The sequence below is a fragment of the Pseudooceanicola batsensis HTCC2597 genome, assembly GCF_000152725.1.
GTDB lineage: Bacteria > Pseudomonadota > Alphaproteobacteria > Rhodobacterales > Rhodobacteraceae > Pseudooceanicola > Pseudooceanicola batsensis.
In genome coordinates this window covers 312,510-337,745 of the sequence record NZ_CH724131.1, presented here as the reverse complement: position 1 = coordinate 337,745, position 25,236 = coordinate 312,510, and the positions used below count along the sequence as shown (strand labels likewise).

The 25,236-nt window shown below is 68.0% G+C and carries 25 protein-coding genes; 15 read left to right on the top strand and 10 right to left on the bottom strand.

The genetic code is table 11. The features are described 5' to 3' along the window. Positions 1-33: 33 nt before the first annotated feature. A complete protein-coding gene (locus OB2597_RS05710) occupies positions 34-702 on the top strand; it encodes a TRAP transporter small permease (protein ID WP_040609151.1) in 669 nt (222 codons plus the stop codon). 3 nt (positions 703-705) lie between these two features. Then, complete coding sequence (locus OB2597_RS05705) at positions 706-2,100, top strand: TRAP transporter large permease (RefSeq protein WP_009804577.1); 1,395 nt, start codon at positions 706-708, stop codon at positions 2,098-2,100. Positions 2,101-2,164: 64 nt separating this feature from the next. Here OB2597_RS05705 and tpiA read toward each other — a convergent pair whose 3' ends face one another. Next, positions 2,165-2,914: a triose-phosphate isomerase gene (gene tpiA, locus OB2597_RS05700; RefSeq protein WP_009804576.1), complete on the bottom strand. Its 750-nt coding sequence runs from the start codon at positions 2,912-2,914 to the stop codon at positions 2,165-2,167. A gap of 119 nt (positions 2,915-3,033) precedes the next feature. On the opposite strand from tpiA, the gene OB2597_RS05695 reads away from it, so the two are divergent. Further along, on the top strand, positions 3,034-3,936 hold the full coding sequence (locus OB2597_RS05695; RefSeq protein WP_009804575.1) for an isopenicillin N synthase family dioxygenase: 903 nt from the start codon (positions 3,034-3,036) through the stop codon (positions 3,934-3,936). 314 nt (positions 3,937-4,250) lie between these two features. On the opposite strand, the gene OB2597_RS05690 is transcribed toward OB2597_RS05695, so the two are convergent. The 3 genes from OB2597_RS05690 to rimK form a co-directional block, all read right to left on the bottom strand. Continuing rightward, positions 4,251-4,601: a HesB/IscA family protein gene (locus OB2597_RS05690; RefSeq protein WP_009804574.1), complete on the bottom strand. Its 351-nt coding sequence runs from the start codon at positions 4,599-4,601 to the stop codon at positions 4,251-4,253. Positions 4,602-4,667: 66 nt separating this feature from the next. Further along, positions 4,668-5,030 (bottom strand): SUF system Fe-S cluster assembly protein, encoded by a 363-nt coding sequence (locus OB2597_RS05685; RefSeq protein WP_009804573.1) that lies wholly within the window; start codon positions 5,028-5,030, stop codon positions 4,668-4,670. A 112-nt stretch (positions 5,031-5,142) separates the two neighbouring features. Continuing rightward, complete coding sequence (gene rimK, locus OB2597_RS05680) at positions 5,143-6,543, bottom strand: 30S ribosomal protein S6--L-glutamate ligase (protein ID WP_009804572.1); 1,401 nt, start codon at positions 6,541-6,543, stop codon at positions 5,143-5,145. A 177-nt stretch (positions 6,544-6,720) separates the two neighbouring features. Between rimK and tgt the strand changes: the two genes are divergently transcribed. The 6 genes from tgt (at position 6,721) to OB2597_RS20870 (ending at position 11,424) form a co-directional block, all read left to right on the top strand. Then, on the top strand, positions 6,721-7,851 hold the full coding sequence (tgt, locus tag OB2597_RS05675; protein WP_040609517.1) for a tRNA guanosine(34) transglycosylase Tgt: 1,131 nt from the start codon (positions 6,721-6,723) through the stop codon (positions 7,849-7,851). Positions 7,852-8,006: 155 nt separating this feature from the next. Then, positions 8,007-9,041: a cobalt-precorrin-5B (C(1))-methyltransferase gene (locus OB2597_RS05670; RefSeq protein WP_009804570.1), complete on the top strand. Its 1,035-nt coding sequence runs from the start codon at positions 8,007-8,009 to the stop codon at positions 9,039-9,041. Then, positions 9,038-9,775, top strand: a complete 738-nt coding sequence (locus OB2597_RS05665) for a cobalt-precorrin-6A reductase (RefSeq protein ID WP_009804569.1) — start codon at positions 9,038-9,040, stop codon at positions 9,773-9,775. Before OB2597_RS05670 ends, OB2597_RS05665 begins: the two co-directional genes overlap by 4 nt. Then, positions 9,772-10,392 (top strand): DNA-3-methyladenine glycosylase family protein, encoded by a 621-nt coding sequence (locus OB2597_RS05660; RefSeq protein WP_009804568.1) that lies wholly within the window; start codon positions 9,772-9,774, stop codon positions 10,390-10,392. The genes OB2597_RS05665 and OB2597_RS05660 overlap by 4 nt, the downstream gene beginning before the upstream one ends. Next, positions 10,389-11,054, top strand: coding sequence for an alpha/beta hydrolase (locus OB2597_RS05655; protein WP_009804567.1), 666 nt, complete (start codon positions 10,389-10,391; stop codon positions 11,052-11,054). The genes OB2597_RS05660 and OB2597_RS05655 overlap by 4 nt, the downstream gene beginning before the upstream one ends. Positions 11,055-11,124: 70 nt before the next feature. Then, a complete protein-coding gene (locus OB2597_RS20870) occupies positions 11,125-11,424 on the top strand; it encodes a putative quinol monooxygenase (RefSeq protein WP_009804566.1) in 300 nt (99 codons plus the stop codon). A gap of 42 nt (positions 11,425-11,466) precedes the next feature. Here OB2597_RS20870 and OB2597_RS05645 read toward each other — a convergent pair whose 3' ends face one another. Continuing rightward, positions 11,467-11,892: a VOC family protein gene (locus tag OB2597_RS05645; RefSeq protein WP_009804565.1), complete on the bottom strand. Its 426-nt coding sequence runs from the start codon at positions 11,890-11,892 to the stop codon at positions 11,467-11,469. Between the two features lie 236 nt (positions 11,893-12,128). Here OB2597_RS05645 and OB2597_RS05640 point away from each other — a divergent pair, with 236 nt between their 5' ends. Then, positions 12,129-12,713 carry an HNH endonuclease gene (locus tag OB2597_RS05640; RefSeq protein WP_009804564.1) on the top strand — a complete coding sequence of 195 codons (585 nt, stop codon included), beginning with the start codon at positions 12,129-12,131 and terminating at the stop codon, positions 12,711-12,713. A gap of 165 nt (positions 12,714-12,878) precedes the next feature. Here the strand turns inward: OB2597_RS05640 and OB2597_RS05635 are convergent, their stop codons facing one another. From OB2597_RS05635 to bcp, 5 genes are all read right to left on the bottom strand, one after another. After that, entirely contained in the window at positions 12,879-13,451 is a 573-nt protein-coding gene (locus OB2597_RS05635; RefSeq protein WP_040609149.1) for a bactofilin family protein, read from the bottom strand. Beyond that, positions 13,441-14,778 carry a M23 family metallopeptidase gene (locus OB2597_RS05630; protein WP_040609147.1) on the bottom strand — a complete coding sequence of 446 codons (1,338 nt, stop codon included), beginning with the start codon at positions 14,776-14,778 and terminating at the stop codon, positions 13,441-13,443. The genes OB2597_RS05635 and OB2597_RS05630 overlap by 11 nt, the downstream gene beginning before the upstream one ends. A gap of 188 nt (positions 14,779-14,966) precedes the next feature. Then, complete coding sequence (locus OB2597_RS05625) at positions 14,967-15,794, bottom strand: ferritin-like domain-containing protein (RefSeq protein WP_009804561.1); 828 nt, start codon at positions 15,792-15,794, stop codon at positions 14,967-14,969. A gap of 117 nt (positions 15,795-15,911) precedes the next feature. After that, positions 15,912-16,622 carry a hypothetical protein gene (locus OB2597_RS22240; protein ID WP_009804560.1) on the bottom strand — a complete coding sequence of 237 codons (711 nt, stop codon included), beginning with the start codon at positions 16,620-16,622 and terminating at the stop codon, positions 15,912-15,914. A 77-nt stretch (positions 16,623-16,699) separates the two neighbouring features. After that, positions 16,700-17,182 (bottom strand): thioredoxin-dependent thiol peroxidase, encoded by a 483-nt coding sequence (gene bcp, locus OB2597_RS05615; protein ID WP_009804559.1) that lies wholly within the window; start codon positions 17,180-17,182, stop codon positions 16,700-16,702. A 98-nt stretch (positions 17,183-17,280) separates the two neighbouring features. On the opposite strand from bcp, the gene OB2597_RS05610 reads away from it, so the two are divergent. The 5 genes from OB2597_RS05610 to lpdA all read left to right on the top strand — a co-directional run bounded on the left by OB2597_RS05610 (position 17,281) and on the right by lpdA (position 25,126). After that, the gene (locus tag OB2597_RS05610) at positions 17,281-20,577 is read left to right on the top strand and encodes a YhdP family protein (RefSeq protein WP_009804558.1); all 3,297 of its coding nucleotides are present in this window, start codon (positions 17,281-17,283) and stop codon (positions 20,575-20,577) included. Between the two features lie 2 nt (positions 20,578-20,579). After that, entirely contained in the window at positions 20,580-21,626 is a 1,047-nt protein-coding gene (gene queA, locus OB2597_RS05605; protein ID WP_009804557.1) for a tRNA preQ1(34) S-adenosylmethionine ribosyltransferase-isomerase QueA, read from the top strand. A 44-nt stretch (positions 21,627-21,670) separates the two neighbouring features. Next, entirely contained in the window at positions 21,671-22,969 is a 1,299-nt protein-coding gene (locus tag OB2597_RS05600; protein ID WP_009804556.1) for an MFS transporter, read from the top strand. A gap of 88 nt (positions 22,970-23,057) precedes the next feature. Beyond that, the gene (locus OB2597_RS05595; RefSeq protein ID WP_009804555.1) at positions 23,058-23,636 is read left to right on the top strand and encodes a DUF924 family protein; all 579 of its coding nucleotides are present in this window, start codon (positions 23,058-23,060) and stop codon (positions 23,634-23,636) included. Between the two features lie 101 nt (positions 23,637-23,737). Continuing rightward, positions 23,738-25,126 (top strand): dihydrolipoyl dehydrogenase, encoded by a 1,389-nt coding sequence (gene lpdA, locus OB2597_RS05590; RefSeq protein ID WP_009804554.1) that lies wholly within the window; start codon positions 23,738-23,740, stop codon positions 25,124-25,126. Positions 25,127-25,236: the final 110 nt, after the last annotated feature.

Below are 25,236 nucleotides of genomic sequence, written 5' to 3'. Positions count from 1 at the left end.
CCCGCCACCGTGCGGGAAGGGGAGGGGACAGAGATGCAGTCCGCGCCAAGCGAAAGCCTTGTCGACCGGCTCGAGGAAACGGCCATCGCCGCGATACTCGGCCTGATGACGCTGATCACGTTCGCCAACGTGGTCGCGCGATACGTGTTCAATTCCAACATCCTCTGGGCGCTGGAGATGACCGTGTTCCTCTTCGCATGGCTGGCGCTGCTCGGCGCGTGCTACGCCGTGAAGAAGGGCGCGCACCTGGGCGTCGACGCGATCATCGACATCGTGCCGCCCGCCCCGCGCCGGGTGCTCGCGCTGATCTCGATCACCGTCTGCATCGTCTTTTCCCTGCTCCTGCTGAAGGGAGCCTGGGACTACTGGGCCAATTTTGCCAACCTGCCGCAGACCGAGGGACGCTGGTTCCCGCTCGGCTTTCAGGAAAGCTTTCGTCCGAAGGCCTGGTACGAGGTCAACGACATCCCCATGCCCGAGATCCTGCGATGGATCGAACCGCTGATGAACGATGGCGACGAATACGAGAAACTGCCGCGCTTCATCCCCTACGCGATCCTGCCCTTCACCATGGCGCTGCTGCTGTTCCGCTTCGTGATGGCCGGCATCGCCGTCTGGCAGGGCCGGATCGATCGCATCGTGGCCAGCCACGAGGTGGATGACGACATCGCGGAAGCCCGCGAACAGCGGGGCGAGGACTGAGCCATGGACGTCGCGATCCTCTTCATCATGGTCGTCGGCCTGATGCTGATCGGCGTGCCGATCGCCGTCTCGCTCGGAACCTCGTCGATCCTGTTCCTGCTGTGGTTCTCGGACACCTCTCTCGCGTCCATCGCGCAGACGCTGATGCAAGCCTTCGTGGGTCATTTCACGCTGCTGGCGATCCCCTTCTTCATCCTGGCCTCGTCCTTCATGTCCACGGGCGGGGTGGCGAAACGGATCATCCGCTTTTCCATCGCCTGCGTGGGGCACTTGCGGGGCGGTCTGGCCATCGCGGGGGTCTTTGCCTGCATGATCTTCGCCGCCCTCTCGGGGTCCTCGCCGGCCACGGTCGTCGCCATCGGGTCCATCGTCATAGGGGCGATGACACAGGCCGGCTATACCAAGGACTTCGCCGCCGGCGTCATCTGCAACGCGGGCACCCTCGGCATCCTGATCCCGCCCTCGATCGTGATGGTCGTCTACGCCACCGCCACCGACGTCTCGGTCGGCCGCATGTTCCTGGCGGGCGTCGTTCCGGGGCTGATGGCAGGGCTGATGCTGATGACCGCGATCTACATCATGGCCCGCATCCGCGACATGCCCGCCGGCGACTGGAAGGGCTTCCGGGAGATCTGGCTGTCCTTCAAGGATGCCTTCTGGGGCCTGATGCTGATCGTCATCATCATGGTCGGCATCTACGGCATTCCCGGCGTCACCGGTGCGATCTTCACCCCGACCGAAGCCGCCGCCGTCGCATCGGTCTACGCCTTCATCGCGGCCGTGTTCATCTATCGCGACATGGGGCCGCTGGCGACCGCGGGCGACGCGCCGAACCTGCCGCTCTACAGGCGGCCGCAGGCGCTCGTCACCGCCTTCTTCCACCACGACACGCGACGCACCCTGTTCGAGGCCGGCAAGCTGACGGTCACCCTGATGTTCGTCATCGCGAACGCGCTGATCCTCAAGCACGTGCTGACCGACGAACAGGTGCCGCAGCACGTGGCCGAGGCGATGCTCTCGGCCGGGCTCGGCCCGATCACCTTCCTGATCGTTGTGAACGTGATCCTGCTGATCGGCGGGCAGTTCATGGAGCCCTCGGGTCTTCTGGTGATCGTCGCGCCCCTGGTCTTCCCGATCGCGATCGAACTCGGCATCGACCCGATCCACCTCGGCATCATCATGGTGGTGAACATGGAGATCGGCATGATCACCCCGCCCGTGGGCCTGAACCTCTTCGTGACTTCCGGCGTGGCGGGCATGCCGATGATGCGGGTGGTGAAGGCCGCCGCGCCCTTCCTGGCCGTGCTCTTCGTCTTCCTGATCCTCGTGACCTACGTGCCCTGGATCTCGACATGGCTGCCGACCCTCGTCATGGGGCCCGAGCTCATCACCAACTGAGGACAGGCTCGCGAACGGCGCCCCGGGGTGCCGTTCGCGCCGGGCCGCGCGGTGGCGGTGCGGGTCAGGCCGTCTCCAGGGCCGAGATGATCGGACTGAACGCCCCGGCTGTCAGGGACGCCCCCCCCACGAGCGCCCCGTCGACATTCGAGATCGCAAAGATCTCGCCCGCGTTCTCCCCCTTGACCGAGCCGCCATAGAGCAGCCGCACCGACCGTCCCACACCCGCGCCGAAGCGCCGTTCCAGCCGGGCGCGCATGAAGTCGTGCACCTCGCCGATCTGGTCGGGCGTCGGCGTCATCCCCGAGCCGATGGCCCAGATCGGTTCATAGGCGACGACCAGGTTCTCGCCGGTCGAGCCGTCGGGCACCGACAGCGACAGCTGCGCCCCGATGATGTCGAGCGTGTTGGTCGCCTCGCGTTGCAACTGCGACTCGCCCAGGCAGATGATCGTCATCAGCCCCGCGGCCTGTGCCGCGCGCGCCTTTGCCCGCACGTCCTCGGATCGTTCGTGATGGGCCGCGCGCCGCTCGGAATGGCCCAGGATCACCGCCCGCGCCCCGGCATCGGCCAGCATCCCGGCCGAGATGTCGCCCGTATGCGCGCCCTCCGCCTCGTCGTGGCAGTCCTGACCGCCGATGCCGATCGGCCCGTCGCCCGCTGTGCGCGCGGCCGGTGCGATGAGCGTCGCGGGCGGGCAGATCAGCACCTCCGCCGCCGCTTCGGGATGCGCCCGGCCTAGCGCGGCGATCTCCTGCAGCGCATCGGTCGTGCCGTTCATCTTCCAGTTGCCCGCCGCCAGTTTGCGCCGCATGCCCGTCTCCCTCTGCCTGTCTCCGGCAATCATCGGGGATTGGCCCGGCGCGTCAAGGTGCGGCTTGCAACCGGCGCGGCGCAGAGGCAGGAAGGCCCCGTCGGCGAAGGGAGGCGGACGTGATCCAGAAACTCGACATGGCCCGCCTGCTGCTGCGGGACGCGGCGGAAATCGACAGGTTGCGCACCGGCGCGCGCGACACCGGCTTTCTCGTGGTGGCGAACACCGCCCTCACCGCGCGCGACGTCGAGAGGACCCTCGCGGCCTACCGAGATTTCTTCCGCCGGCCCCTGCCGGTCAAGCGGGCCGTGGACATGGCCCGCACCGGATCGAACCGGGGCTGGGGCGCGCCACGGTCGGAACGTGTCGATCCCGCGGCCAACCCCGACTACAAGGAGGTCTTCGACTGCGGCTTCGAACTGCCCCCCGGCGACCCGATGGCCGAGCTTCCGGTCTATGCACCCAACCTCTGGCCCGATGTGCCGGGGTTCCGCGACACGGTGCAGGGCTATTACAGCGCCGCCTGCGCCATCGCGATGGATCTCCTCCGGGCCATTGCCGATGCCATCGGCGAGGACGCGGGGTATTTCGACGACAGGTTCGACCGGCCCATGGCCCTGCTGCGCGGCAACTACTATCCCGCGCGTCCCGACTGGGCGGGCGAGAAGGACTTCGGCATCGGCGCCCATACCGATTACGGCTGCCTGACCCTGCTGGCCAGCGACGGCGTGCCCGGCCTCGAGGTGCAGGGGCGCGACGGCGCCTGGACCCCGGTCGAGGCCGCCCCGGGCGAGTTCGTGATCAATTTCGGCGAAATGCTCGAGATGTGGACCGGCGGGCAGGTCCGGGCGACGCCGCATCGCGTCCGGGGCACCAGTGACGAACGCATCTCCATCCCGCTCTTCTTCAATCCCAACCACGACACCAACGTGGCGCCGTTGGGATCGGACCGGGTGATCCTCGCCGGGGATCACCTCGCGCGGCGCTTCAACGAGACCTATCTTCACCTGCAGAAGAACTAGAGCGACCGGCCGACCGGCCAGCATGACCCGCCCTTCTTTGGTCCCGAAATATCCCGGGAGGTCCGGAGGGCTGGCCCTCCGGTTCCGTCCTCACCGTCAGCGCCGCCCGATAGGGCCTTGCGTGGGAAGGGATCGCGACGGACCCGGTCGCGATTAACCGCGGTCCGCTAGTCTTGTCGGTGTTCCCATGCAGATCACGCCGTCCTCGTCAGCAGGAAGTGCCAGGCCCGTAAAGGACGCGCCGCGCGCGGATCGTCCAGGGCTCGCGCAAAAGACCGGAGCGCAGGCTCCGGACCCTCTCCCGAACGGTGCCCTCAGCTCTCGGCGAACTTGATCGATTCCCCGCAGCCGCAGGCTTCGACGACGTTGGGATTGTTGAACCGGAAGCCCGATTCCAGAAGCGAGGTCTCGTAATCGATCTCGGTGCCGAACAGGAACATCTGCGCCATCGGGGCGATCATCACCCGCGCGCCGTCCTGCTCCACCACCTCGTCGTTGGGGTCGATCGAATCCACGTAGTCCATGGTGTATTCCATGCCCGCGCAGCCGCCCTTCTTGACACCGATGCGCAGGCCCTCGCGTCCGTCGCGATGCATCAGCTTGACGATCTGCGACGCCGCGCGGGGCGTGATGGAAACGGCCTGTTTGCCGGGAATGCCGAACATCTGAATTCTCCTTCGCCCCACAATCTAAGGCGCATCGGGGGTTACGCCAAGGGGCCGGTCGCGACCTTACATGAAGCCGAGTTCCAGCCGCGCCTCGTCGGACATCATGTCCATGCCCCAGGGCGGCTCCCAGGTCAGTTGCACATCGACCTGCTTGACCCCGTCCAGCGGTTCGACCGCGTCGGCGACCCATCCGGGCATCTCGCCCGCCACCGGACAGCCCGGCGCGGTCAGGGTCATCACGATCTTGACCTCGTTCTCGGGCGAGATGTCGACCGTGTAGATCAGCCCGAGATCGTAGATATTGACCGGGATCTCGGGGTCATAGACCCCGCGACACGCCTCGGTCACCGCATCGTAGAGCGGATGATCCGTGGTCGAGGGTGCGATGAGGGGGGTGCCTTCCATGGGCTCTTGCGGATCGTTCATCTCGGCCTGCCTTGTTCCTGACCGATTATATAGGTTTTCGGCGGCCCGAGGTCCAGAGGGGCGACCGTCGCGAAAGGCCGGGGCCGGCGGGGCGCTCCGCGTGCGGCGCGCCTCAGCCCCGGGCCTTGCGGCGCGGCACCGGGGCGGGGCGGACGCGCGCCTCGATCTCGTCGTAGAGACGGCCCACGACGTCCTTGCCGCTCGCCGTCTCGACCCCCTCGAACCCGGGCGAGGAATTCACTTCGAGCACCTTGGGTCCGCTTTCGGAGCGCAGCAGATCCACCCCGGCCATGTTCAGCCCGAAGGCCCGCGCCGCGCGCACCGCCGTTTCCCGTTCGTCGCGGCTGATCCGGACCGGGGTCGCCTTGCCGCCGAGATGCAGGTTGGACCGGAAATCGCCACCCTCGGCGGAGCGCTTGATCGAGGCGACGACCTTGCCGCCGACGACGAGACAGCGAATATCCTCGCCAGCCGCCTCCTTGACGAAATGCTGGACGAGGAAATTCGCCTTGAGCCCGCGAAAAGCCGAGATGACCGATTCCGCCGCCTTGCGAGTCTCGGCCAGCACGACACCGCGTCCCTGGGTGGATTCCAGCAGCTTCACGATCAGCGGCGCCGACCCGACGAGCCCGATCAGATTGCCCGTGTCCTTGGGCGACGAGGCGAAGGCCGTGGCCGGCATGCCGATCCGGTTGCGGGCGAGCACCTGGTGCGCGTGCAGCTTGTCACGGCTGGCCGTGATCCCGGCGCTGCCGTTGACGCAGAAGGTGCCGATGGTCTCGAACTGGCGGATCACCGCCGTGCCGTAGGGCGTGATCGAGGCGCCGATTCTCGGGATCACCGCATCGTAGCGCGGCAGGCTCTTGCCATCGTAATGCACCTCGGGCGCCAGCGCGTTGATTTCCATGTAGCAGCGCACGGTGTCTATGACCTCGACCGTGTGGCCGCGCGCCTCGCCCACCTCGACCAGCCGGCGGGTGGAATAGTTGTTCTCGCGGCTCAGCACGGCGATGCGCAGCGCGCGGTTCGGCGCCGTCTTGCGCACGCGCGCGGTGTGATAGACGTCGTAATTCAGTTCGGGCTGGCAGAACCGTTCGTGCGGCACCACCGTCATCCGGTCGCCGAGCGCCTGCCGGCCCAGCAGCATGTGCGACTGCATGCCCCTCCGGTCCGTCAGCGTGATCTCGATCGGCCGGCGTTCTTCCGCGATCTCCATCGGGGTGCGGATCACATAGCGCATTTCGGTGTCGCCGTTGGAGGACGTCACCTCGCGCCGGTCGAGGATCTCGGCCGAACAGGCGATCTGCAGGTCGTCGCGCCCGGGGATCGGGTGCACCGTGAAGCGCACATGCGGGTTCTCGGCCCGTCCGAAGGTCTCGATGTTGGTGGCGTGCAGGGCCGATGTCTTGGCCCCCGTGTCGACCTTAGCGCGCAGGCTCGGCAGGCCGAGTTCGGGGAGGGAGATCCATTCTTCCCATCCCAGCCGGAGCGGGGGGCTGTCTTGTTCTGTCATAGGGGTTTTGTGCAGTATCGGGGGAGCATGGGCAAGGCGGAGGGCGGGGGCCGGCGCGGCGATATCGCGACCATGGCATCGGCTTGCGACGAAACCGTGTCGCCCGCGCGCCGGCGCGGGTCCCTTCACAAGCCCGCGCAATTGCGTCACAAGGCACCGCTCGCACAAGGGGACGTCATGACCACCCGTTTCGCATTCGAAAAGCTCGGCCAGGACGGCAAGGCGCGGCTCGGCCGCATCTCGACCCCGCGCGGCGAAATCCGCACCCCGGCCTTCATGCCCGTCGGCACCGCGGCCACCGTCAAGGCGATGATGCCGGAAAGCGTGGCGGCCACCGGGGCGGACATCCTCTTGGGCAACACCTATCACCTGATGCTGCGCCCGAGCGCGGAACGGATCGACCGGCTGGGCGGTCTGCACCGGTTCATGAACTGGGAGAGGCCGATCCTCACCGATTCGGGCGGGTTCCAGGTCATGTCGCTGGCCTCGCTCCGGAAACTCACGGAAGAGGGCGTGCGCTTCAAGTCCCACATCGACGGCTCGGATCACATGCTGACCCCGGAACGCTCGATGGAGATCCAGCGGCTTCTGGGGTCGGACATCGTGATGTGTTTCGACGAATGCCCCGCGCTTCCGGCCGACCGGGGCCGGATCGAGGAGTCGATGCGGCTGTCGATGAGATGGGCCGCCCGCTCGCGCGAGGCCTTCGGAGACCGCCCGGGCCATGCGCTTTTCGGGATCCAGCAGGGCGGGCTGGAAGAGGATCTGCGCGCCGAGAGCGCGCGCGCCCTGCGCGACATCGGATTCGAGGGCTACGCCATCGGCGGCCTGGCGGTCGGCGAGGGGCAGGAGGCCATGTTCGCCTGCCTCGACCATGCGCCGGACCAGCTTCCCGAGGACCGGCCGCGCTATCTGATGGGGGTCGGCAAGCCCGACGATATCGTCGGCGCGGTGAAGCGGGGGGTGGACATGATGGATTGCGTGCTGCCCTCGCGCTCGGGGCGCACCGGCCAGGCCTTCACCCGCCACGGCGTCGTGAACATCAAGAACGCGCGCCACGCCGACGACCCCCGGCCCCTCGACGAGGGCTGTTCCTGTCCGGCCTGCCGCAGCTATTCCCGCGCCTATCTGCACCATGTGTTCCGCTCGCAGGAGATGATCTCGGGGATGCTGCTCACCTGGCACAACCTGCAGTACTATCAGGATCTCATGGCCGGGATGCGGGCCGCCATCGCCGCGGGCACCTTCGCCGACTGGGAAGCCGGGTTCCACGCGGCCCGCGCGGCGGGCGACATCCCCCCGCTGTGAGGGCGGCGGGACGGCCCTGCGGGCCGTGCGAGAGGCGCTGCCCCTCGCGCTTCCCGGGATATTTCCGGCAAGAAGAAGGGGGCGGGGCGCGGGATGGGGGGCCGGCGGCACGGCCGCTCTGGCGTCCGGCGCCGTCCCGGTTCATTCTGCGCGCGATGAGCACGAGACCCCCCGCCCTGCGCCGTGGCTGGACCACGGGCGCCTGCGCGACCGCCGCCACGCGGGCGGCGCTGATCGGCTTGTGGCGCGGCGAATGGCCCGAGACCGTCCGGATCACGCTGCCGCGGGGCGAACGGCCCGGGTTCACCGTCGCGCACCGGGCCGAGGGTCCGGGCTGGGCCGAGGCGGGGATCGTGAAGGATGCCGGCGATGATCCCGACGTGACCCATGGCGCGCTGGTGATCGCGCGGGTCTCGGCCTCGGCCGGGGGGGTGGTCTTCGCCGCCGGCGCGGGGGTGGGGACCGTGACGCGGCCCGGTCTGCCGATCCCGCCGGGCGAGCCGGCGATCAACCCGGTGCCGCGCCAGATGATGCAGGCGGTGATCGCCGATCTTGCCGCGCGCGAGGGGCGCGCGCCGGACGTGACCGTCACCATCGCCGTTCCCGGCGGCGAGGAGCTGGCCGGAAAGACCTGGAATCCGCGGCTGGGGATCGAGGGCGGACTGTCGATCCTGGGCACGACAGGCATCGTCCGCCCCTTTTCCTGCGCCGCCTGGATCGCCTCGATCCATCGCGGCATCGACGTGGCGCGCGCCAGCGGGCTGACCCATGTCGCGGGATGCACCGGGGCGACCTCGGAACGGGCGGTGCAGGCGGCGCTCGGTCTGCCGGATCACGCCATGCTGGACATGGGCGATTTCGCCGGCGGCATGTTGAAATACCTGCGGCGCCATCCGGTCGAACGGGTCACGATCGGCGGCGGGCTCGGCAAGCTGACCAAGCTGGCGCAGGGGGCGACGGATCTTCATTCCGGCCGGTCCCAGGTGGATTTCGACGCGCTGGCCGCGGTGCTCGGGCGGCCGGACCTGGCGGGGGCGGGGACGGTGCTCGAGGTCCATCAGCGCCACGGCCCGCCGCTGGTGGACTGGATCGTGACGGCGGCACAGGCGCGGGCCCAGGCGATGCTGCCCGGTGCGCGGGTCGATGTGATCGCCGTCGACCGGGCCGGCACCGTGGTGGGGCGGTCGTGACGGTCCTGATCCTGGGCGGCACCGCCGAGGCGCGCCGGCTGGCGCAGGGCTGCGCGGAGCGTGGCATCCCGGCGCTGGCGTCGCTGGCGGGGGCGGTGCGGGAGATGCCGGACTATCCGGTCCCGACCCGTGTCGGCGGGTTCGGCGGCGCGGCCGGGTTCCGCGAGGTGGTGTCGGCCGAGGGCATCACCGCCGTGCTCGATGCCACGCATCCCTTCGCCGACCGGATCACCGCCCGTACCGCCGCGCTCTGCCGCGAGGACGGGCTCGCCCATGCGCGGCTCTCGCGCCCGGAATGGCAGCCCGGGCCGGGCGACGACTGGCACGACGCGGCCTCGCCCGAGGCAGCGGCGGCGCTCATTCCGGCGGGCGCGACCGTGTTCCTGGCCGTCGGCGCGAAAGAGATCGCGCGGTTCTCGGGGCTCGCCGGCCGGGCGGCGGGCGTGGTGGCGCGGCGGGCCGAGCCTGCGCGGGGTGACTTTCCCTTTGCCGGCGGCCGCTGGATCGTGGGGCGGGGGCCGTTCGAGACCGGGGCGGAAACGGCTCTTCTGTGGGAACTGGGGATCACATGGCTGGTCGCGCGGAACGCCGGCGGCGTGGCGGCGCGGGCCAAGCTGGACGCCGCGTGGCACCTTGGCCTGCCGGTCGCCATGATCCGCCGGCCCCTCGAACCGCAGGGCGTGCCGATCCTGCGGACACCCGAGGCCGCGCTGGACTGGATCGAGGGCCGATGACCGCCCGGATCGACACCGAGACCGACCTCGCCACTGGCTTTGCCGCCCTGTCGCGCCGCGACCCCGCCTTTGCCGCGATCGCCCATCTGACACCGCCGCTGCGCCGCCGCACGGCCGGGTTCGCCACCCTGTTCCAGGCGATCGTGGGGCAGCAGGTCTCGACCGCCTCGGCCGCCGCTATCTGGGCGCGGCTGGAGATGGCGGGGCTGGCGGATCCGGCCGCCCTGCGCGCGGCGGGGGAGGAGGGGCTGCGGGCCGCCGGGCTGTCGCGGCCCAAGATCCGGTACGCCCTGGCCCTGGCCGACGCGGCCCCCGACCTCGACGCGCTGAACGCGCTGTCGGACGAGGCCGCCGTCCGCGAACTCACGCAGTTGCCCGGCATCGGGCGCTGGACGGCGGAAATCTATCTTCTCACCGCGCTCGGCCGTCCCGATGTCCTGCCGGCAGGCGATCTGGCCTTGCAGGAGGCGGCGCGCATCCTCTACCACCTTGAGGACCGCCCGCAGGAACGGGCGTTCCGGAGAATGGGCGAGGCCTGGTCGCCCTGGCGCGCGGTGGCGGCCCGATACCTCTGGGAACTGTACGGGGCCGAGAAGAAGAGGGAGGGCATGCAGTGACCCGAATACTGAACGCGGGCCGCAAGGAGCCGGTCTCGGGGACGACGCGATCCGTCGTCGTCTTCCTGCACGGCTATGGCGCCAACGGGGCGGATCTGCTCGGCCTGGCCGACGTGCTGGCGGATCATCTTCCCGACACCCTCTTCGTGGCCCCCGATGCGCCCGAGGCGGTGCCCGGCGCCCCCTTCGGGTTCCAGTGGTTTCCGATCCCCTGGCTCGACGGCTCTTCGGAGGAAGAGGCCGAGCGCGGGATGACCCAGGCTTTCGAGGATCTGAACGCCTTTCTCGACGCGCTGATGGTGGACGAGGACGTGCTGCCGGAGCAGGTGGCGATCGTCGGGTTCTCGCAGGGGACGATGATGGCGCTGCATGTCGCACCCCGCCGCGAGGACGAGATCGCAGGGATCGTCGCCTTTTCCGGGCGCCTGCTCAAGCCCGACCTGCTGGAGGACGAAGTCGTCTCGCGCCCGCCGATCCTGCTGGTGCACGGCGACCAGGACGATGTCGTGCCGCCGCAGAGCCTGCCCGAGGCGGCCGAAACGCTGCAGCAGGCCGGTTGGAAGGAAATCTATGCTCATGTGATGAAGGGCACCGGCCACGGGATCGCCCCCGACGGCCTGTCCGTGGCCCTGGCCTTCATGCGCGACAAGCTGAGCCTGTGATCGCGGCCGACTTGCTTTACCCTCGGGTCGGTCCGTGGAAATGTGGCGCGACCAAAGGGAGGAGACCAGCATGATCATCGTCACCGGCACGATGGAAGTGGCCCCGGGCAACGAGGACCAGGCCAGGGAGAATTTCACGCTCGCCGCCGAGATGTGCAAATCCGAACGCGGGTGCATCGAGTACCGGTTCTGGCAGAGCCTCGATCGGCCGACCCTGTTCCGCGTCTACGAGGAATGGGAGGACAAGGACTGTCTGCGCGAACATGCGGAACATCCCAACTTCAAGGCGCATGCGGAGAGGATGGCGCCGCTCGGGGTGAGCAACCGCAAGCTGAAGATGATCGAACCCGATCGGATCAGGGATCTCTGAACGCTCGCAGCCGCACGGGGTGCCGGAGCGCCTCGGCCCGCCTCACTCTTCTTCGAACCACAGCCGGGATTCGGCCATCTCGATCGAATTCCCGGCCGGATCGCGGAAATAGATCGAACGGGCGCCGTTGGGCCAGTGGAAATCGGCCTCGATCCCGAAACCTTCCGCCGCCAGCATCTCGGCCCAGGCCGAGATCTGGGCCGCGCTCGCCCGGAAGCACAGGTGGCCCGGGCCGCGGGCGCCGTGCGGCGGGACAGGAAGGTCGGGGTTGCTGCTGCCCGTCACCGTCCGGTCCGGGTTGAAGATCAGGAGCACCGTCTCGCCGACGCGAAAGAAGACGTGGCGGTCGTCTACACGGGTGATCTTTTCCAGCCCGAGCACGCTGCCGTAGAACCGCTCGGCCGCATCGAGATCTTCCGCATAGAGCGCGGCCTCGAGAATTCCTTCGAGGATTGGTTTGTCCGTCATGCGCGTCCACCTAGTTCTCCTGCAAGGATTTGCCACGTTCGGCCTGCGCGGTCCATGCGGGGCAGGATCGGCGCCCGATGTCATGGCGCTGTCACCGAATCCCGGTAGCCCTGTGGATAAGCAGGATATCGGGGGCTTGCCTTGGGTCAGCCGCGATATATAGTCGATGGCAGGCAGGGGCGGGTCTCCCCGCCCTGGGGCCGGACAGGTCGAACCGGGCGGGAGATGATGTGACGATGGACGGCGATTTCAGAACTGAATTCGTAAGGGAGCCGGCGGCGCTGAAACAGCATCCCGCGCTGGTCCTGAACGCGGATTACAGGCCACTGTCCTACTATCCCCTCAGCCTCTGGCCCTGGCAGGAGGCGGTAAAGGCGGCCTTCCTCGACAGGGTGGACATCGTGGCCGAGTACGACGCCTTCGTGCGAAGCCCCAGTACCGAGATACGGATACCCTCCGTAGTCGTTCTCAAGGACTATGTGAAACCTCAAAAGCGCGTGGCCTTCACGCGCTTTAATTTGTTTCTGAGGGACGAATTCCGCTGCCAGTATTGTGGCTCCCGCGGCGATCTCACCTTCGATCACGTGGTGCCGCGCGCCAGCGGCGGCATCACCAGCTGGGAAAACGTGGTCGCCGCCTGTTCCCCCTGCAACCTGCGCAAGGGCTCGAAGAGCCTGCGCCGTGCGAACATGTCCCTGCGCAAGCCCCCGCGCGCCCCCGGCGCCGAGGAGTTGCGCAACATGGGCCGCAAGTTCCCGCCCAACCACCTGCACGAAAGCTGGATCGACTATCTCTACTGGGACGCCGAGCTCGAGGCCTGAGTTCGGCCTTCGACCGGTCGCGCTGTTGCGGGGCAGGCGGCTCATCAGGCCCCGGGGCCGCGCGTAGACGGAGTACGCCCGACCGCCCCCGCGCTTCTGACAAGCTGGCAATGCAAAGCAAAAGGCCCCGGAAACCGGGGCCCCGGATCGTCGTTGTCGCGCGGATCAGCTTTCGGTGTTGGCCGTCGGCTTGGGGGCCGGAGCATGCGCAGGGGCCGAGCTGCCGGCGGGCGCATGGGTCGGCTGGCCCGAAGCGGCAGGCTTCTGCGCCTGTTTGCCGCCCGACAGCGGATCGTCCTGGCGCTGCACCGAGCCTTCGAAATGCGCGCCGCTCTCGATGGCGATGGTCTTGTGGATGATGTCGCCTTCGACCCGCGCGGTCGAGGTCAGGCGCACCTTGAGCCCGCGAACCCGGCCGACGATGCGGCCGTTGATCACGACGTCGTCGGCGATCACTTCGCCCCGGATCGTCGCGGTTTCACCCACGGTCAGCAGATGCGCGCGGATGTCGCCGTCCACGGTGCCTTCGACGTTGATGTCGCCCGACGTCTTCAGGTTGCCCGTCACATGCAGATCCGACGACAGCACCGACGCTGGCGGTTTGGCCTTGGGCGCCGAGGGCTTGAAGTCCGATCCCTGCGACTTTGTCACGCCGGAGTCGGACTGGGCGGCGCCGGAGGGGGCTGTCGTGTCCCCTGCCTTCGGGCCGGGCTCGTTGATTTTGCTCTTAGAAAACATCGTTAGCAGCCTTGATATAGATCATCGGGTTGACGGCCTTGCCCCCGACACGCACTTCGTAATGCAGATGGGGGCCGGTCACCCGTCCGGATGCTCCCATATCACCGATCCGATCCCCGCGCGAGACTCTTTGTCCGACCTTCACGCGAATGCGCGACATGTGGGCATAGCGGGTCTCGATGCCGAACTGGTGCTGGATCTTCACGATACGGCCGTACCCCGACTGCCAGCCCGCGTGGGTCACGACCCCGTCACCGGCGGAATACAGCGGAGTGCCGACCGGGCCGGCGAAATCCACGCCCGAATGCATCCGCCGCCCGCCGTTCTTGGGATCGCGGCGATAGCCGAATCCCGAGGTGAACCGGTAGGAGCTCTTGACCGGCACGGCAAAGGGCGCCTTTTCGGCCGCGATCCGATAAAGGTTCAGCCGGTCGAGCTGGTTGATGATCCGGTTTGCGCGGCTGGCGTCGAGCGAGGGCAGCTCGCCCTTGGTCGACAGAGAGATCGGCGTCAGCGGGCCGCCCTGACCGGAATAGCCCCGGCGCACCTGGTCGATGATCCGGTCGGTGTTCATCCCCGCGCTGCGGAACATCTTGTCGAGCGGCTTGATCGACACGGTCATCGCCTCTTCCAGCTGGCGGAAGATGCGGTCGTTCTGGTCGTGCAGCATCGCGATCTGGTGCGACAGCTCGTCCGCCTGGTCCAGCGCGTCCTGCGCGTCGGCGGTGATCTGGTCCCGCTCGGCGGCTGTCTGCGCCAGCGCGTCGGTCATGAACTCGAGCGTCAGCTTGTTCGTCTCGGCCTCGGCCGAACCGGGCAGGGGGGTGTCGGTCTGACCCAGCCGGGCCTCGAGCACCTCGGTCTCGGCCCGCGCCTCGTCGCGTTCCTTCATCGTCCGGCGCAGGGTGGACTGGACCACGCCCAGCCCGGTCTCGGCCTCGCGCAGTCGTGTCTCCGCGGCGAGCAGCTGCGACTGCATGACCGAAATCTGTTCCAGCGCCGAGTTAAACCGTTCCTGCGCGGCCACGGCCTCTTCGGCGCGCATGTCGCGTTCGTCGGCCATCGCGTTCAGGCGTTCCTGATAGATGCGCTGGTCGCGCTTGGCCTGTTCGCGGAAGTTGCCCGAACCGATCGTGTCCATCAGCAGGACGGCCGTCGCGATGATCGTCCAGGCGATCACGGCGGCCGAGCCGGAAAAGGCGATGAGCTGCGTGAGTGGTTTGAGACGTATGAAGCGCGTGTCGCTGTCGGATCTCAGAAAAAGTCGACGTTCCGGAAAATGCCGCTCCAAAAGAGCATGTGCACGAATAGCCAGCCGTGTCCGCAAGACCTGCGCCCTCTGTCCCGTTCCCCAATGAACAGCACCCGTTGTCCCCATGGCGCTGTTTGCAAAGTTGTTAACCCGTTGATTCGGATCGGGCAAGGATTTTGGCCGGAACCATGGCGAAACCGGAGGTTTTCCGCCGTTTGGGCAAAAAACCGCCGACTATGAGGCTCTTACGTCCCGGTGCTGAGCTATGCTTTGGGGGGGTGCGCTTCCGCCAGCGGCCAGTAGAAATCGGGCGGCAGGCCGGCCTCGGCCCGTTTCTCCTCGTTGAACGGGGGCTTGAGGGAAGAGTGAAAATAGCGCCTCACGAGGTCGTGAAAGACCGGCTTCGGGTCCAGCCCCTCGCGCCCGCAGAGCCAGTGGAACCACTTGGATCCATAGGCGACGTGGTGCACTGCTTCGGCATAGATGATCCGGAGCGCCTCCACGGCCTGATCGACCCCCGCCTTTTCGAAGATCCCGATCATGCCCGGCGTCACGTCCAGCCCCCGCGCCTCGAGCACCATCGGCACGACCGCAAGCCGGCCCAGGATGTCGTCGACCGTGTCTTCCGCCGCGCGCCACATACCGGCATGAGCGGGCAGGGCGCCGTAGTGCGACCCCAGCGACTCGAGGCAGTCGCAGACCAGGTTGAAATGCTTGGCCTCCTCGTCGGCCGCCTGCACCCAGTCGTCGTAGAACCCCGGGGGAAAGCCTAGATTGGTAAACCGGGCGACAAGATCCCAGTGCAGATCCACTGCGTTCAGTTCGATATGTGCAACCGCGTGCAGGATCGCGACCTGGCCTTTCAGGCTGCCGGGACGCCGTCGCGGCACGTCGCGCGGGTCGAGCAGCTCGGGCTTGTCGGGACGCGAGGGGCGCAGCGGCGGCTCGGCCTCTCCCACCGTTATTTCGGGGGCTTCTCCCGCGCGGGCGGCACGCCACGCGGCGGCATGCCGGTGCACCAGGGCGGTCTTGGCGCGACCGTCTGCGGTCGCAAGCACGTCGACGGCCATTTCGGCCAGGCTCTGAGTCATTCCGGTCCCCCGCTGCAAGCCGCCCGAGCGCGGCGGCTCACATCTAGCGGAAAGCCGACCGGGGCGAAACCGCCGGGGCCGGCATCCGGCCGGCCCGCGAAAGGCCGGCCGGTATCGTCACGGCCGCGGGATCCGCGTGCTGTGGATATTGACCACGAGGCCCTCGGCGGTCAGCGTCGGCCGGGTCTTGGCCCGCAGACAGTATGTCTGCGTGCAGACCAGGTCACGGCGCACCTCCGAGACCACCCCGAGGGTCACCCCGTCGCGCGAGATCAGGCGCTCTCCGACCAGGCTGACGATGCCCGGTGTCGCGCGTCTGCCTTGCGGTCGAGACGCCGGATCCCCTCGGCTGCCCTCGTCCGGCGCAGTCGCGCGCCCGCCGAGGGCGGTGTCGGCCCCGAGCGCCGCGACGGACCCGGCGCCCACGGTCGCGCCGACGCCGACATCCGCGACCGAACCGCCACCGACCGTCGCGCCGACCCCGGCCGAGGCGACCGATCCGCCGCCCACGGTTGCGCCGGCGCCGACATCCGCGACCGAACCGTCACCGACCGTCGCGCCGACGCCGACATCCGCGACCGATCCGTCGCCGACCGTCGCGCCGACCCCGGCCGAAGCGACGGATCCGTCGCCGACCGAGGCGCCGAGGCCCGCGTCGGCAACCGATCCGCCGCCGACCGAAACGCCGAGCCCGGCATCGGCAGCAGAACCGATGCCGACGGACACGCCGAGTCCGAGCGATCCGCCGCTGCCCCCTCCTTCGGCAAGCACAGGTTGCGCCGCACAGGCGGCGATGATGGGAAGAACGCAAAGTGCAGACTTTGACATAAGGATATCCTCCTCTGGCAGGCCCCCGCCCGCAGCTGCACTAGCCCCTCAACGCCTCTACCTGTGATTGAGTTCCATCATTTGTCGGCCGTGTCGCCCCGCAGCTCCCGCACCGCGGCGAGCACCTCGTCCACGTGGCCCGCGACCTTCACCTTGGGCCAGACCCGCGCGATCCTGCCGTCGCCATCGATCAGGAAGGTCGCGCGGGTGATCCCCATGAAGGTCTTGCCGTACATCTTCTTCTCGCCCCAGACTCCGTAGTCCTCGCAGACCGTTCCCTCGGCGTCCGACAGCAGGACCGTCGTCAGATCGTGCTTGGCGCGGAACCGCGCGTGTTTCTCGACGGTGTCCCTGGACACGCCGAGCACCCTGGCGCCCGCCGCTTCGAACTCGGGCCCCAAGGCGGTGAAGTCCCTGTTCTCGGTCGTGCAGCCGGGTGTATCGTCCTTCGGATAGAAGAACAGCACCACCGGGTCGGGCCGCAGGGCCGAGAGGGTCACCGGATCGCCCCCGTCGCGGGGCAGCGTGAAATCGGGGGCGGTCTCGCCGACCGCAGGCATGGTTTGAGTCATTGTGAGCGGCTTCCCTCTACCTGATCCGTCGAAACCATATTAGACCGGTATACTGACGGGGAAAATCCCGCGAGCCGGAGAAGCCCTTGACCGAAACCGCCGATCCCGATCCCGGCCCCCCCGCGGCGCCCCGCCGGCGCAGGCGCAGGCGGCTGATACATTGGGGGCTGGCCGTCCTGCTGGTTCCGCCGATGCTGGCCGGGCTGGCCGTTCTGGCGCTGCTGTGGTCCGCGCGGGGCACGGAATACGCCGCGCCCGACTGGCTGAAACAGCGGATCGAGGCCCGCGTCGCGGGGGCGCTGCCCGGCACGAGCATGGAATTTGCCGATCTGACACTGACGGTGACCGACAGCTGGCAACCCAGCCTGCGTCTCACCGATGTCAGGATCATGCCGCTGGCCGGAGGCGACCCGGTCCTCCTGTCCGACGTGACGGGCAGTTTCGATGCCGAGGCGCTGCTCGACGGGCAGGTGCGTCCGCGCGTCGTCACGGTGACCGGCGCGCGCATCAACGTCCATCGCGACGAGGACGGCGAATATGGCGTGGCCCTGGGCATGCCCGGCGGCGTCGGGGCGAACAATGTGGCGCGGGATCTCGCGCAGACGCTGCGCGCGGTAAGCGACCTCTTCGACTATCCCGTCTTCGCCTCGCTCCGCCGGATCGAGGGCGCCGGGCTGACCGTGCAGTACGAGGACCGGCAGAGCCGCCGCTCCTGGACGGTCGACGGCGGGCGCCTGGCGCTCGAGCGCGAGGCTGACGCGCTCCGCCTGCGCGGGGATTTCGCGCTTCTGGGCGGCCATTCCTACGCCACGACGATCGAACTGAGCGCGACCGCCGCGATGCACAGCAGCGCCGCCGCCCTGACGCTGCTGTTCGAGGACGCGGCCGCGCGCGACATCGCCAGTCAGAGCGCCGGTCTGGTCTGGCTCGGCGTGCTCGACGCGCCGATATCGGGGGCCCTGCGCGTCTCGACGAACGAGGACGGCGCCCTCGGCCCGCTGAACGGCACGCTGCGGATCGGCAGCGGCGCCGTCGCCCCCAATGCCTCGGCCGAGCCCATTCCCTTCGACGCGGCCCGGACCTATTTCCGGTACGAGCCCGAGGCCCGCACCCTGACCTTCAGCGAGATCTCGGTCGAAAGCGCCTGGGTCGAGGCGACGGCCGAGGGCCGCGTTGTCCTGGGCGACATCACCGGGGTCGTGCCGGAGGCCATGACCGGGCAGCTGCGCATCACCGACCTGACGGCCAATCCGGCCGGCATCTATCCCACCCCGCTCTTTCTCGAGGGGGCGGAAACCGAGATGCGCATCCGCTTCGATCCTTTCCGGCTGGAACTGGGGCGGCTCGACCTGCGCGACCGCGGGGAAACGCTGCGCCTCGCCGGATGGTTCGACGCCACGCCCGAAGGCTGGGATATCAGCATGACCGGGCACATGGCGGAACTGACGGCGGACGACCTGCTCGAGCTCTGGCCGACCGGCGTGCTGGCCGGCACGCGGGAATGGGTGGCGCGCAACGTCCTGAACGGGGTGATGCGCAACTTCCAGCTCGGGGTGAGATCGCGGCCCCGGTCCCGTCCCGACGTCATGCTGGGCTTCGATTTCGAGAACCTGATCACCACCTTCGCGCGGACCATGCCGCCCATCGAATCCGCCAGCGGCCACGTCGAGATGCGCGACGACAGGTTCGTGGTCACCGCCGATGCCGGCCGGCTCTATACTCCGAACGGAGAGGGGCTCGACATCACCGGCACCTCGTTCATCTACGAGAATATCCACGTCAAGCGGGGCCCCGCCGAGGTCCGCGTCAACGCGCGCGGGCCGCTGACGGATGTCCTGCGGCTGATCGACAGCGATCCGCTCAATCTCCTGTCGAACGCGGGCCGCACGCCGGACATCGCGCGTGGCACGGCCGAGCTGAGCGCGCGGCTCAATTTCGACCTGGTCAAGAACCTCCCCGCCGAGGCGGTCGAGGTTGCCTATGCCGCCCGCGTCACCGATGTCGAAAGCGACGTGATCGTGCCGAACATGGCCCTGACGGCCGAGCGGCTCGACATCAGCGGCACCGGCCGGAACATCGAGGTATCGGGCGAAGCGCGGATCGACGGCATCCCCGTCGGCGGCACCTGGACGGCGGATTTCGCCCCCGGCGGCCCCGGCGGCAGCCGCCTTGAGGGCTGGCTGGCCTTCGACCGCGCGGCGGCGGAACGGTTGAACCTCGGCCTGCCGCCCGGCGCTGTCGATGGCCGGACCCGTGCCCGGGTGACGCTAGAGATGGCACGCGACAGGCCGCCGGAATTCACCCTGACCAGCGACCTGCAGGGGCTGGCCGTCGCCATCGACGCCCTGAACTGGCGCAAGTCGCGCGGCCAGAGCGCCGCGCTCGACGTGGCGGGAAGCCTGGGCGCCCCGCCCCGCATCGACAGCATCCGGCTCAGCGCTCCGGGGTTGAACGCCGCCGGATCCGTGACCCTGCACGAGGGCGGCGCCCTCGACAGCGCCCGGTTCGACCGGGTGCAAGTCGGCGGCTGGATCGATGCGCCGGTCCGGATCACCGGCCGGGGCAAGGGGGTGCCGCCCCGGATCGCGGTCGGCGGCGGGACACTCGACCTGCGCGAGCTTCCCGCCGGAGGAGGGGCCGGCGATACCGGCCCGATCACCCTGACGCTGGACCGGCTCCAGGTCTCGGACGCCATCGCGATCCGCGGTCTGCGGGCGGAACTGGCCGGGCGCGGCGGCCTGTCGGGACAGTTCGCCGGGCGCGTCAACGGCACCGCGCCGATCAGCGGCACCCTCGTGCCCCGGAACGGGCGCAGCGCCATCCGCATCACCTCGGACAATGCCGGGGCCGTCCTCGCCGCCGCCGGTCTCCTGGGGCAGGGGCGTTCGGGTGCGCTCGACCTCACGTTGAACCCGGCCGGTCCGCGCGGCAGCTATGACGGCCTTCTCAAGGTCAGCAACATCTGGTTGCAGGACGCGCCGGCCATGGCGTCGCTGCTCTCGGCGCTCTCCATCGTGGGACTGCTTGAACAGATGTCGGGCCGGGGCATTCTCTTTTCCGATGTGGAGGCCGATTTCAGGCTCACCCCCGATCAGCTCGTCCTGCGCCGGTCGAGCGCGGTCGGCGCCTCGATGGGCATTTCGATGGACGGCATCTACGACCTGGGACGCAAGACGATGGACATGCAGGGCGTGGTCTCGCCGGTCTACATGATCAACGGCATCGGCCAGATCTTCAGCCGCAAGGGCGAGGGGCTGCTCGGCTTCAACTATCTCTTGCGCGGCCCGGCGGCGAACCCGCGCGTGACGGTGAATCCGCTTTCGATCTTTACACCCGGCATGTTCCGCGAGATTTTCCGCCGCCCGCCACCGACGACGAACTGACGATGAAACTCAGCGATTTCGACTTCGACCTTCCCGAGGGGCTCATTGCCACGCGCCCCGCCCGCCCCCGGTCCTCCGCGCGGCTGCTCGTGGCCGAGGGCGACGCCATCCACGACGCGGTGGTGCGCGACCTGACCGACTGGCTGCGCCCCGGCGACCGGCTGGTGCTGAACGACACCCGCGTGATCCCGGCCCGACTGGCGGGCAAAAGGGCGCGCGACAGCGATCAGGGTCCGACCGAGGCGCGGATCGACGTGACCCTGCTCGAGCCGCGCGCCTCGGGCCACTGGGCCGCGCTGATCAAGCCGCTCAAGAAGGTGCGCGAGGGCGAGGTGATCCGTTTTTCGGACGATCTCTCGGCCAGGCTGACAGGGCGCGACGAGGGGCAGGGCCTGCTGGAGTTCAACCTGAAGGGCGAGGATTTCGACCGCGCCCTGGCCGAGGCCGGCGCCATGCCCCTGCCGCCCTATATCGCGGCGATGCGTCCGCCCGACGACCGCGACAAGGACGACTACCAGACGGTCTGGGCCCGCCGGTCCGGCGCGGTCGCCGCCCCGACGGCCTCTCTCCATTTCGACGCGCCGCTGCTCGACCGGATCGCGGGGATGGGGGTGGAGATGACCCACGTCACGCTCCACGTCGGGGCCGGCACCTTTCTGCCGGTGAAGGTCGAGGACGTGACCACCCACAGGATGCATGCCGAATGGGGCGAGGTGACGGCGCAAGCGGCCGACGAGATCGCCGCCACCAGGGCCGGGGGGGGACGCATCATCCCCGTCGGCACCACCGCGCTGCGCCTGATCGAGAGCGCCGCCCGTTCGGGCCAGATCGGACCCTGGCGCGGCGAAACCGACATCTTCATCTATCCCGGCTTCGAATTCCGTGTCACCGACGCGCTGATGACGAATTTCCACCTGCCCAGGTCCACCCTGATGATGCTGGTCTCGGCCCTCATGGGACAGGAGCGGATCCGGTCCGTCTACGACCATGCCGTCGCGCGCAAATACAGGTTTTTCTCGTACGGCGACGCCTCGCTGTTGATCCCCTGATCCCGCCGTGTCAGCAGGGGGAGCGACGGACAGGAGATAAACTGATGCTACAGGTTCTCGGCTCGGCCTGGGCCCTCCTCTTGGGCCTCTGCCTTCTGATGGTCGGCAACGGCCTGCAGGGCACGCTGCTGGGTGTGCGCGGCGATCTCGAAGGCTTTTCGACATTCGAGATGTCCCTTGTCATGTCCGCCTATTTCCTCGGCTTCCTCGGTGGCTCGCGGCTGGCGCCCGAGATGATCCGCCGGGTCGGTCATGTCCGGGTCTTCGCGGCTCTGGCCTCGTTCATCTCGGCCGTCCTGATTCTCTATCCGACGTTCGCCGATCCGATCGCCTGGATCATCGGGCGCGTCGTCATCGGCTTCTGCTTTTCCGGCGTCTACGTCACTGCGGAAAGCTGGCTGAACAACGCCGCGACGAACCAGAACCGCGGCAAGGCGCTGTCGCTCTACATGATCGTGCAGATGATCGGCATCATCGCCGCGCAGGGCCTGCTGCTGGTGGGCGATCCCTCGGGCTTCATCCTGTTCATCATTCCCTCGGTTCTCGTCTCGATCTCCTTCGCGCCGATTCTCCTGTCGATCTCGCCCACCCCCGCCTTCGACCAGACCGAGCCGATGACCCTGCGCGAACTGATCGACGTCTCGCCGCTCTCCTGCGTCGGCATGTTCATCCTGGGTGGCGTCTTCTCGGCACAGTTCGGCATGGCGGCGGTCTACGGGTCGCAGGCCGGGCTCAGCCTGAGCCAGATTTCCCTCTTCATCGCGACCTTCTACGTGGGCGCGACCCTGGCGCAGTATCCGATCGGCTGGATCTCGGACCGCATGGACCGCCGGCGCCTGATCATGATCGTCTCGACCATCGGCGGGATCGGCGCCGTGGTGGGCATGATGGTGAACGTGCAGATCGGGCTGCTGATCGCGGCCTTTACCGTTGGCGGCATGTCGAACCCGCTCTATTCCCTGCTGATCTCATATGCGAACGACTTCCTCGATCCCGAGGACATGGCTGCAGCCTCGGGCGGGCTGATCTTTCTGAACGGGCTGGGCGCGGTCTCGGGCCCCATCGTCACCGGCTGGATGATGACCGTGGTCGGCCCCGCCGGCTTTTGGCTTTTCATCGGGGTGCTGCTCTTTCTCATGGCGGGCTACGCGCTCTACCGGATGACGCAACGGCCTGCGCCCAGCACGGAAGAGTCGGGCGTCTACACGCCCGTCACCATGTCCGCGTCGCCCGTCGCCCTCGAGGTGGCGCAGGAATGGGCCATCGCGGAAGCCGAGGCCGAGGCGGAAGCCCAGGCCGAAGACGCCCCCGAGGATGACAATACCGCCACGCCCGCGTCATGATAGCGCCCAAACAGGGCGCTATCCCCATTGCACCCCGCGGATGATTTGCGACACTTGTGGATAACTAGGCGCGGGACCGGAGGACTGCATGGCGAGCCCTGAGGAAATACTGGCGTTCTGGCTGGACGAGACCGGCCCCTCGGGCTGGTACGAGGTCAGAGAGTCACTCGACGACGAAATCCGCGACCGCTTCGGCCCGGCCTGGGAAAAGGCGGCGCAGGGGGCCCATGGCCTGTGGCTCACCTATCCTTCGGGCACGCTGGCCTACATCATCCTGACGGACCAGTTTCCCCGCAACATGTTCCGCGGTTCCGGCCGGGCATTCGACACCGACGGCATCGCCCGGACGGCCGCGAAACTGGCGATAGACCGCAGCTGGGACATGCGGATCGACGAACCGGCGCGGCAGTTCTTCTACCTGCCGCTGATGCATTCCGAGAACCTTGCCGACCAGGACCGCTGCGTCCGTCTCATGAAGGAACGGATGCCCGAGGGGGGCGAGGCCAACCTGCTCCATGCCAAGGCGCACCGCGAAGTCATCCGGCGCTTCGGCCGCTTCCCCTATCGCAACGATGCGCTCGGCCGCAAACCGACGCAGAGCGAAGAAAGCTATCTCGAAGCGGGCGGATACGGTCAGACGGTCCGCGAACTCCAAGCGGCCGGATAAGCTTCACCGGCCGCACCTCTCGGTGGCCGGCGCTCGCCGATTGATGGCGTCCGTGAAATAGTTTAACGTCAAACTATCTCGCCGGGCGAAGGAGTTTCAGCATGGCCGCATCCTACGATTTCCTTGTCATCGGGTCCGGTCCCGGCGGCTATGTCGCGGCCATCCGCGCCGCGCAGCTCGGCCTCAGGACCTGCGTCGTCGAACGCGAGCATCTCGGCGGCATCTGCCTCAACTGGGGTTGCATCCCGACCAAGGCGCTGCTGCGCTCGGCCGAGGTGTATCACATGATGCATCGCGCGAAGGAATACGGCCTTTCCGCGGAAAAGATCGGCTATGACCTCGACGCGGTGGTGAAACGCTCTCGCGGGGTCGCCAAGCAGATGGAGGGCGGGGTCAAGCACCTGCTCAAGAAGAACAAGGTCGATGTCGTCATGGGCGAGGGCAGGCTGGCCGGCAAGGGCAAGGTCGCCGTCAAGACCGACAAGGGCACCGAGGAGATCAGCGCCGGCACCATCGTCGTCGCCACCGGCGCCCGCGCCCGCGAGCTGCCGGGGCTCGAGGCGGATGGCGATCTCGTCTGGACGTACAAGCACGCGCTGAACCCGCCGCGCATGCCGAAAAAGCTGCTGGTCATCGGCTCCGGCGCCATCGGCATCGAATTCGCCAGCTTCTTCAACACCCTCGGCGCCGAGACCACCGTCGTCGAGGTGATGGATAGGATCCTGCCGGTCGAGGATGCCGAAATCGGCGCCTTCGCCCGGAAACAGTTCGAAAAGCAGGGCATGAAGATCATGGAGAAATCCATGGTCAAGCAGCTCGACCGCGCCAAGGGCAGGGTCACCGCCCATGTCGAGACCGGCGGCAAGGTCGAGAAGCTTGAATTCGACACCGTGATCTCGGCCGTCGGCATCGTCGGCAACGTCGAGGGGCTCGGCCTGGAAGAGGCCGGGGTCAAGGTCGATCGCACACATGTGGTGACCGACGAATGCTGCCGCGCGGGCGACGGTCTCTACGCCATCGGCGACGTGGCCGGTGCGCCCTGGCTCGCCCACAAGGCCAGCCACGAGGGCGTCATGGTGGCCGAACTGGCGGCGGGCGGTCATCCGCACCCCGTCAGACCCTCGGACATCGCCGGCTGCACCTATTGCCACCCGCAGGTCGCCTCGGTCGGGCTGACCGAGGCGCAGGCCAAGGAGGCGGGCTACAAGATCAAGGTCGGCAAGTTCCCCTTCATCGGCAACGGCAAGGCCGTGGCACTGGGTGAACAGGAGGGGATGGTGAAGACCGTCTTCGACGAGAAGACCGGCGAACTGCTGGGCGCCCACATGGTCGGGGCCGAGGTGACCGAGCTTATCCAGGGCTATGTCGTGGGCCGCACGCTGGAGACCACCGAAGAGGACCTGATGAACACGGTCTTCCCGCATCCGACCCTCAGCGAAATGATGCATGAGTCGGTCCTGGCGGCCTACGGAAGACCTATTCATATCTGAATTCGAAACAACAAACGGTTGTATCCGGGATTGTGCGCGTGTAATTCCTCAATCGAGGCAGAAACAGGGCATAAACTTGCCTGGCGACTCGGACCGCCGCATAGAGGTCA

Bases quoted from the DNA above. Each gene is read 5' to 3' on its own strand.
- OB2597_RS05710 (WP_040609151.1), top strand. From the start codon at position 34: ATGCAGTCCGCGCCAAGCGAAAGCCTTGTCGACCGGCTCGAGGAAACG.
- OB2597_RS05705 (WP_009804577.1), top strand. From the start codon at position 706: ATGGACGTCGCGATCCTCTTCATCATGGTCGTCGGCCTGATGCTGATC.
- tpiA (WP_009804576.1), bottom strand. From the start codon at position 2,914: ATGCGGCGCAAACTGGCGGCGGGCAACTGGAAGATGAACGGCACGACC.
- OB2597_RS05690 (WP_009804574.1), bottom strand. From the start codon at position 4,601: ATGTTCGGCATTCCCGGCAAACAGGCCGTTTCCATCACGCCCCGCGCG.
- OB2597_RS05685 (WP_009804573.1), bottom strand. From the start codon at position 5,030: ATGAACGATCCGCAAGAGCCCATGGAAGGCACCCCCCTCATCGCACCC.
- rimK (WP_009804572.1), bottom strand. From the start codon at position 6,543: ATGACAGAACAAGACAGCCCCCCGCTCCGGCTGGGATGGGAAGAATGG.
- tgt (WP_040609517.1), top strand. From the start codon at position 6,721: ATGACCACCCGTTTCGCATTCGAAAAGCTCGGCCAGGACGGCAAGGCG.
- OB2597_RS05670 (WP_009804570.1), top strand. From the start codon at position 8,007: ATGAGCACGAGACCCCCCGCCCTGCGCCGTGGCTGGACCACGGGCGCC.
- OB2597_RS05660 (WP_009804568.1), top strand. From the start codon at position 9,772: ATGACCGCCCGGATCGACACCGAGACCGACCTCGCCACTGGCTTTGCC.
- OB2597_RS20870 (WP_009804566.1), top strand. From the start codon at position 11,125: ATGATCATCGTCACCGGCACGATGGAAGTGGCCCCGGGCAACGAGGAC.
- OB2597_RS05645 (WP_009804565.1), bottom strand. From the start codon at position 11,892: ATGACGGACAAACCAATCCTCGAAGGAATTCTCGAGGCCGCGCTCTAT.
- OB2597_RS05640 (WP_009804564.1), top strand. From the start codon at position 12,129: ATGGACGGCGATTTCAGAACTGAATTCGTAAGGGAGCCGGCGGCGCTG.
- OB2597_RS05635 (WP_040609149.1), bottom strand. From the start codon at position 13,451: ATGTTTTCTAAGAGCAAAATCAACGAGCCCGGCCCGAAGGCAGGGGAC.
- OB2597_RS05625 (WP_009804561.1), bottom strand. From the start codon at position 15,794: ATGACTCAGAGCCTGGCCGAAATGGCCGTCGACGTGCTTGCGACCGCA.
- OB2597_RS22240 (WP_009804560.1), bottom strand. From the start codon at position 16,622: ATGTCAAAGTCTGCACTTTGCGTTCTTCCCATCATCGCCGCCTGTGCG.
- bcp (WP_009804559.1), bottom strand. From the start codon at position 17,182: ATGCCTGCGGTCGGCGAGACCGCCCCCGATTTCACGCTGCCCCGCGAC.
- queA (WP_009804557.1), top strand. From the start codon at position 20,580: ATGAAACTCAGCGATTTCGACTTCGACCTTCCCGAGGGGCTCATTGCC.
- OB2597_RS05600 (WP_009804556.1), top strand. From the start codon at position 21,671: ATGCTACAGGTTCTCGGCTCGGCCTGGGCCCTCCTCTTGGGCCTCTGC.
- OB2597_RS05595 (WP_009804555.1), top strand. From the start codon at position 23,058: ATGGCGAGCCCTGAGGAAATACTGGCGTTCTGGCTGGACGAGACCGGC.
- lpdA (WP_009804554.1), top strand. From the start codon at position 23,738: ATGGCCGCATCCTACGATTTCCTTGTCATCGGGTCCGGTCCCGGCGGC.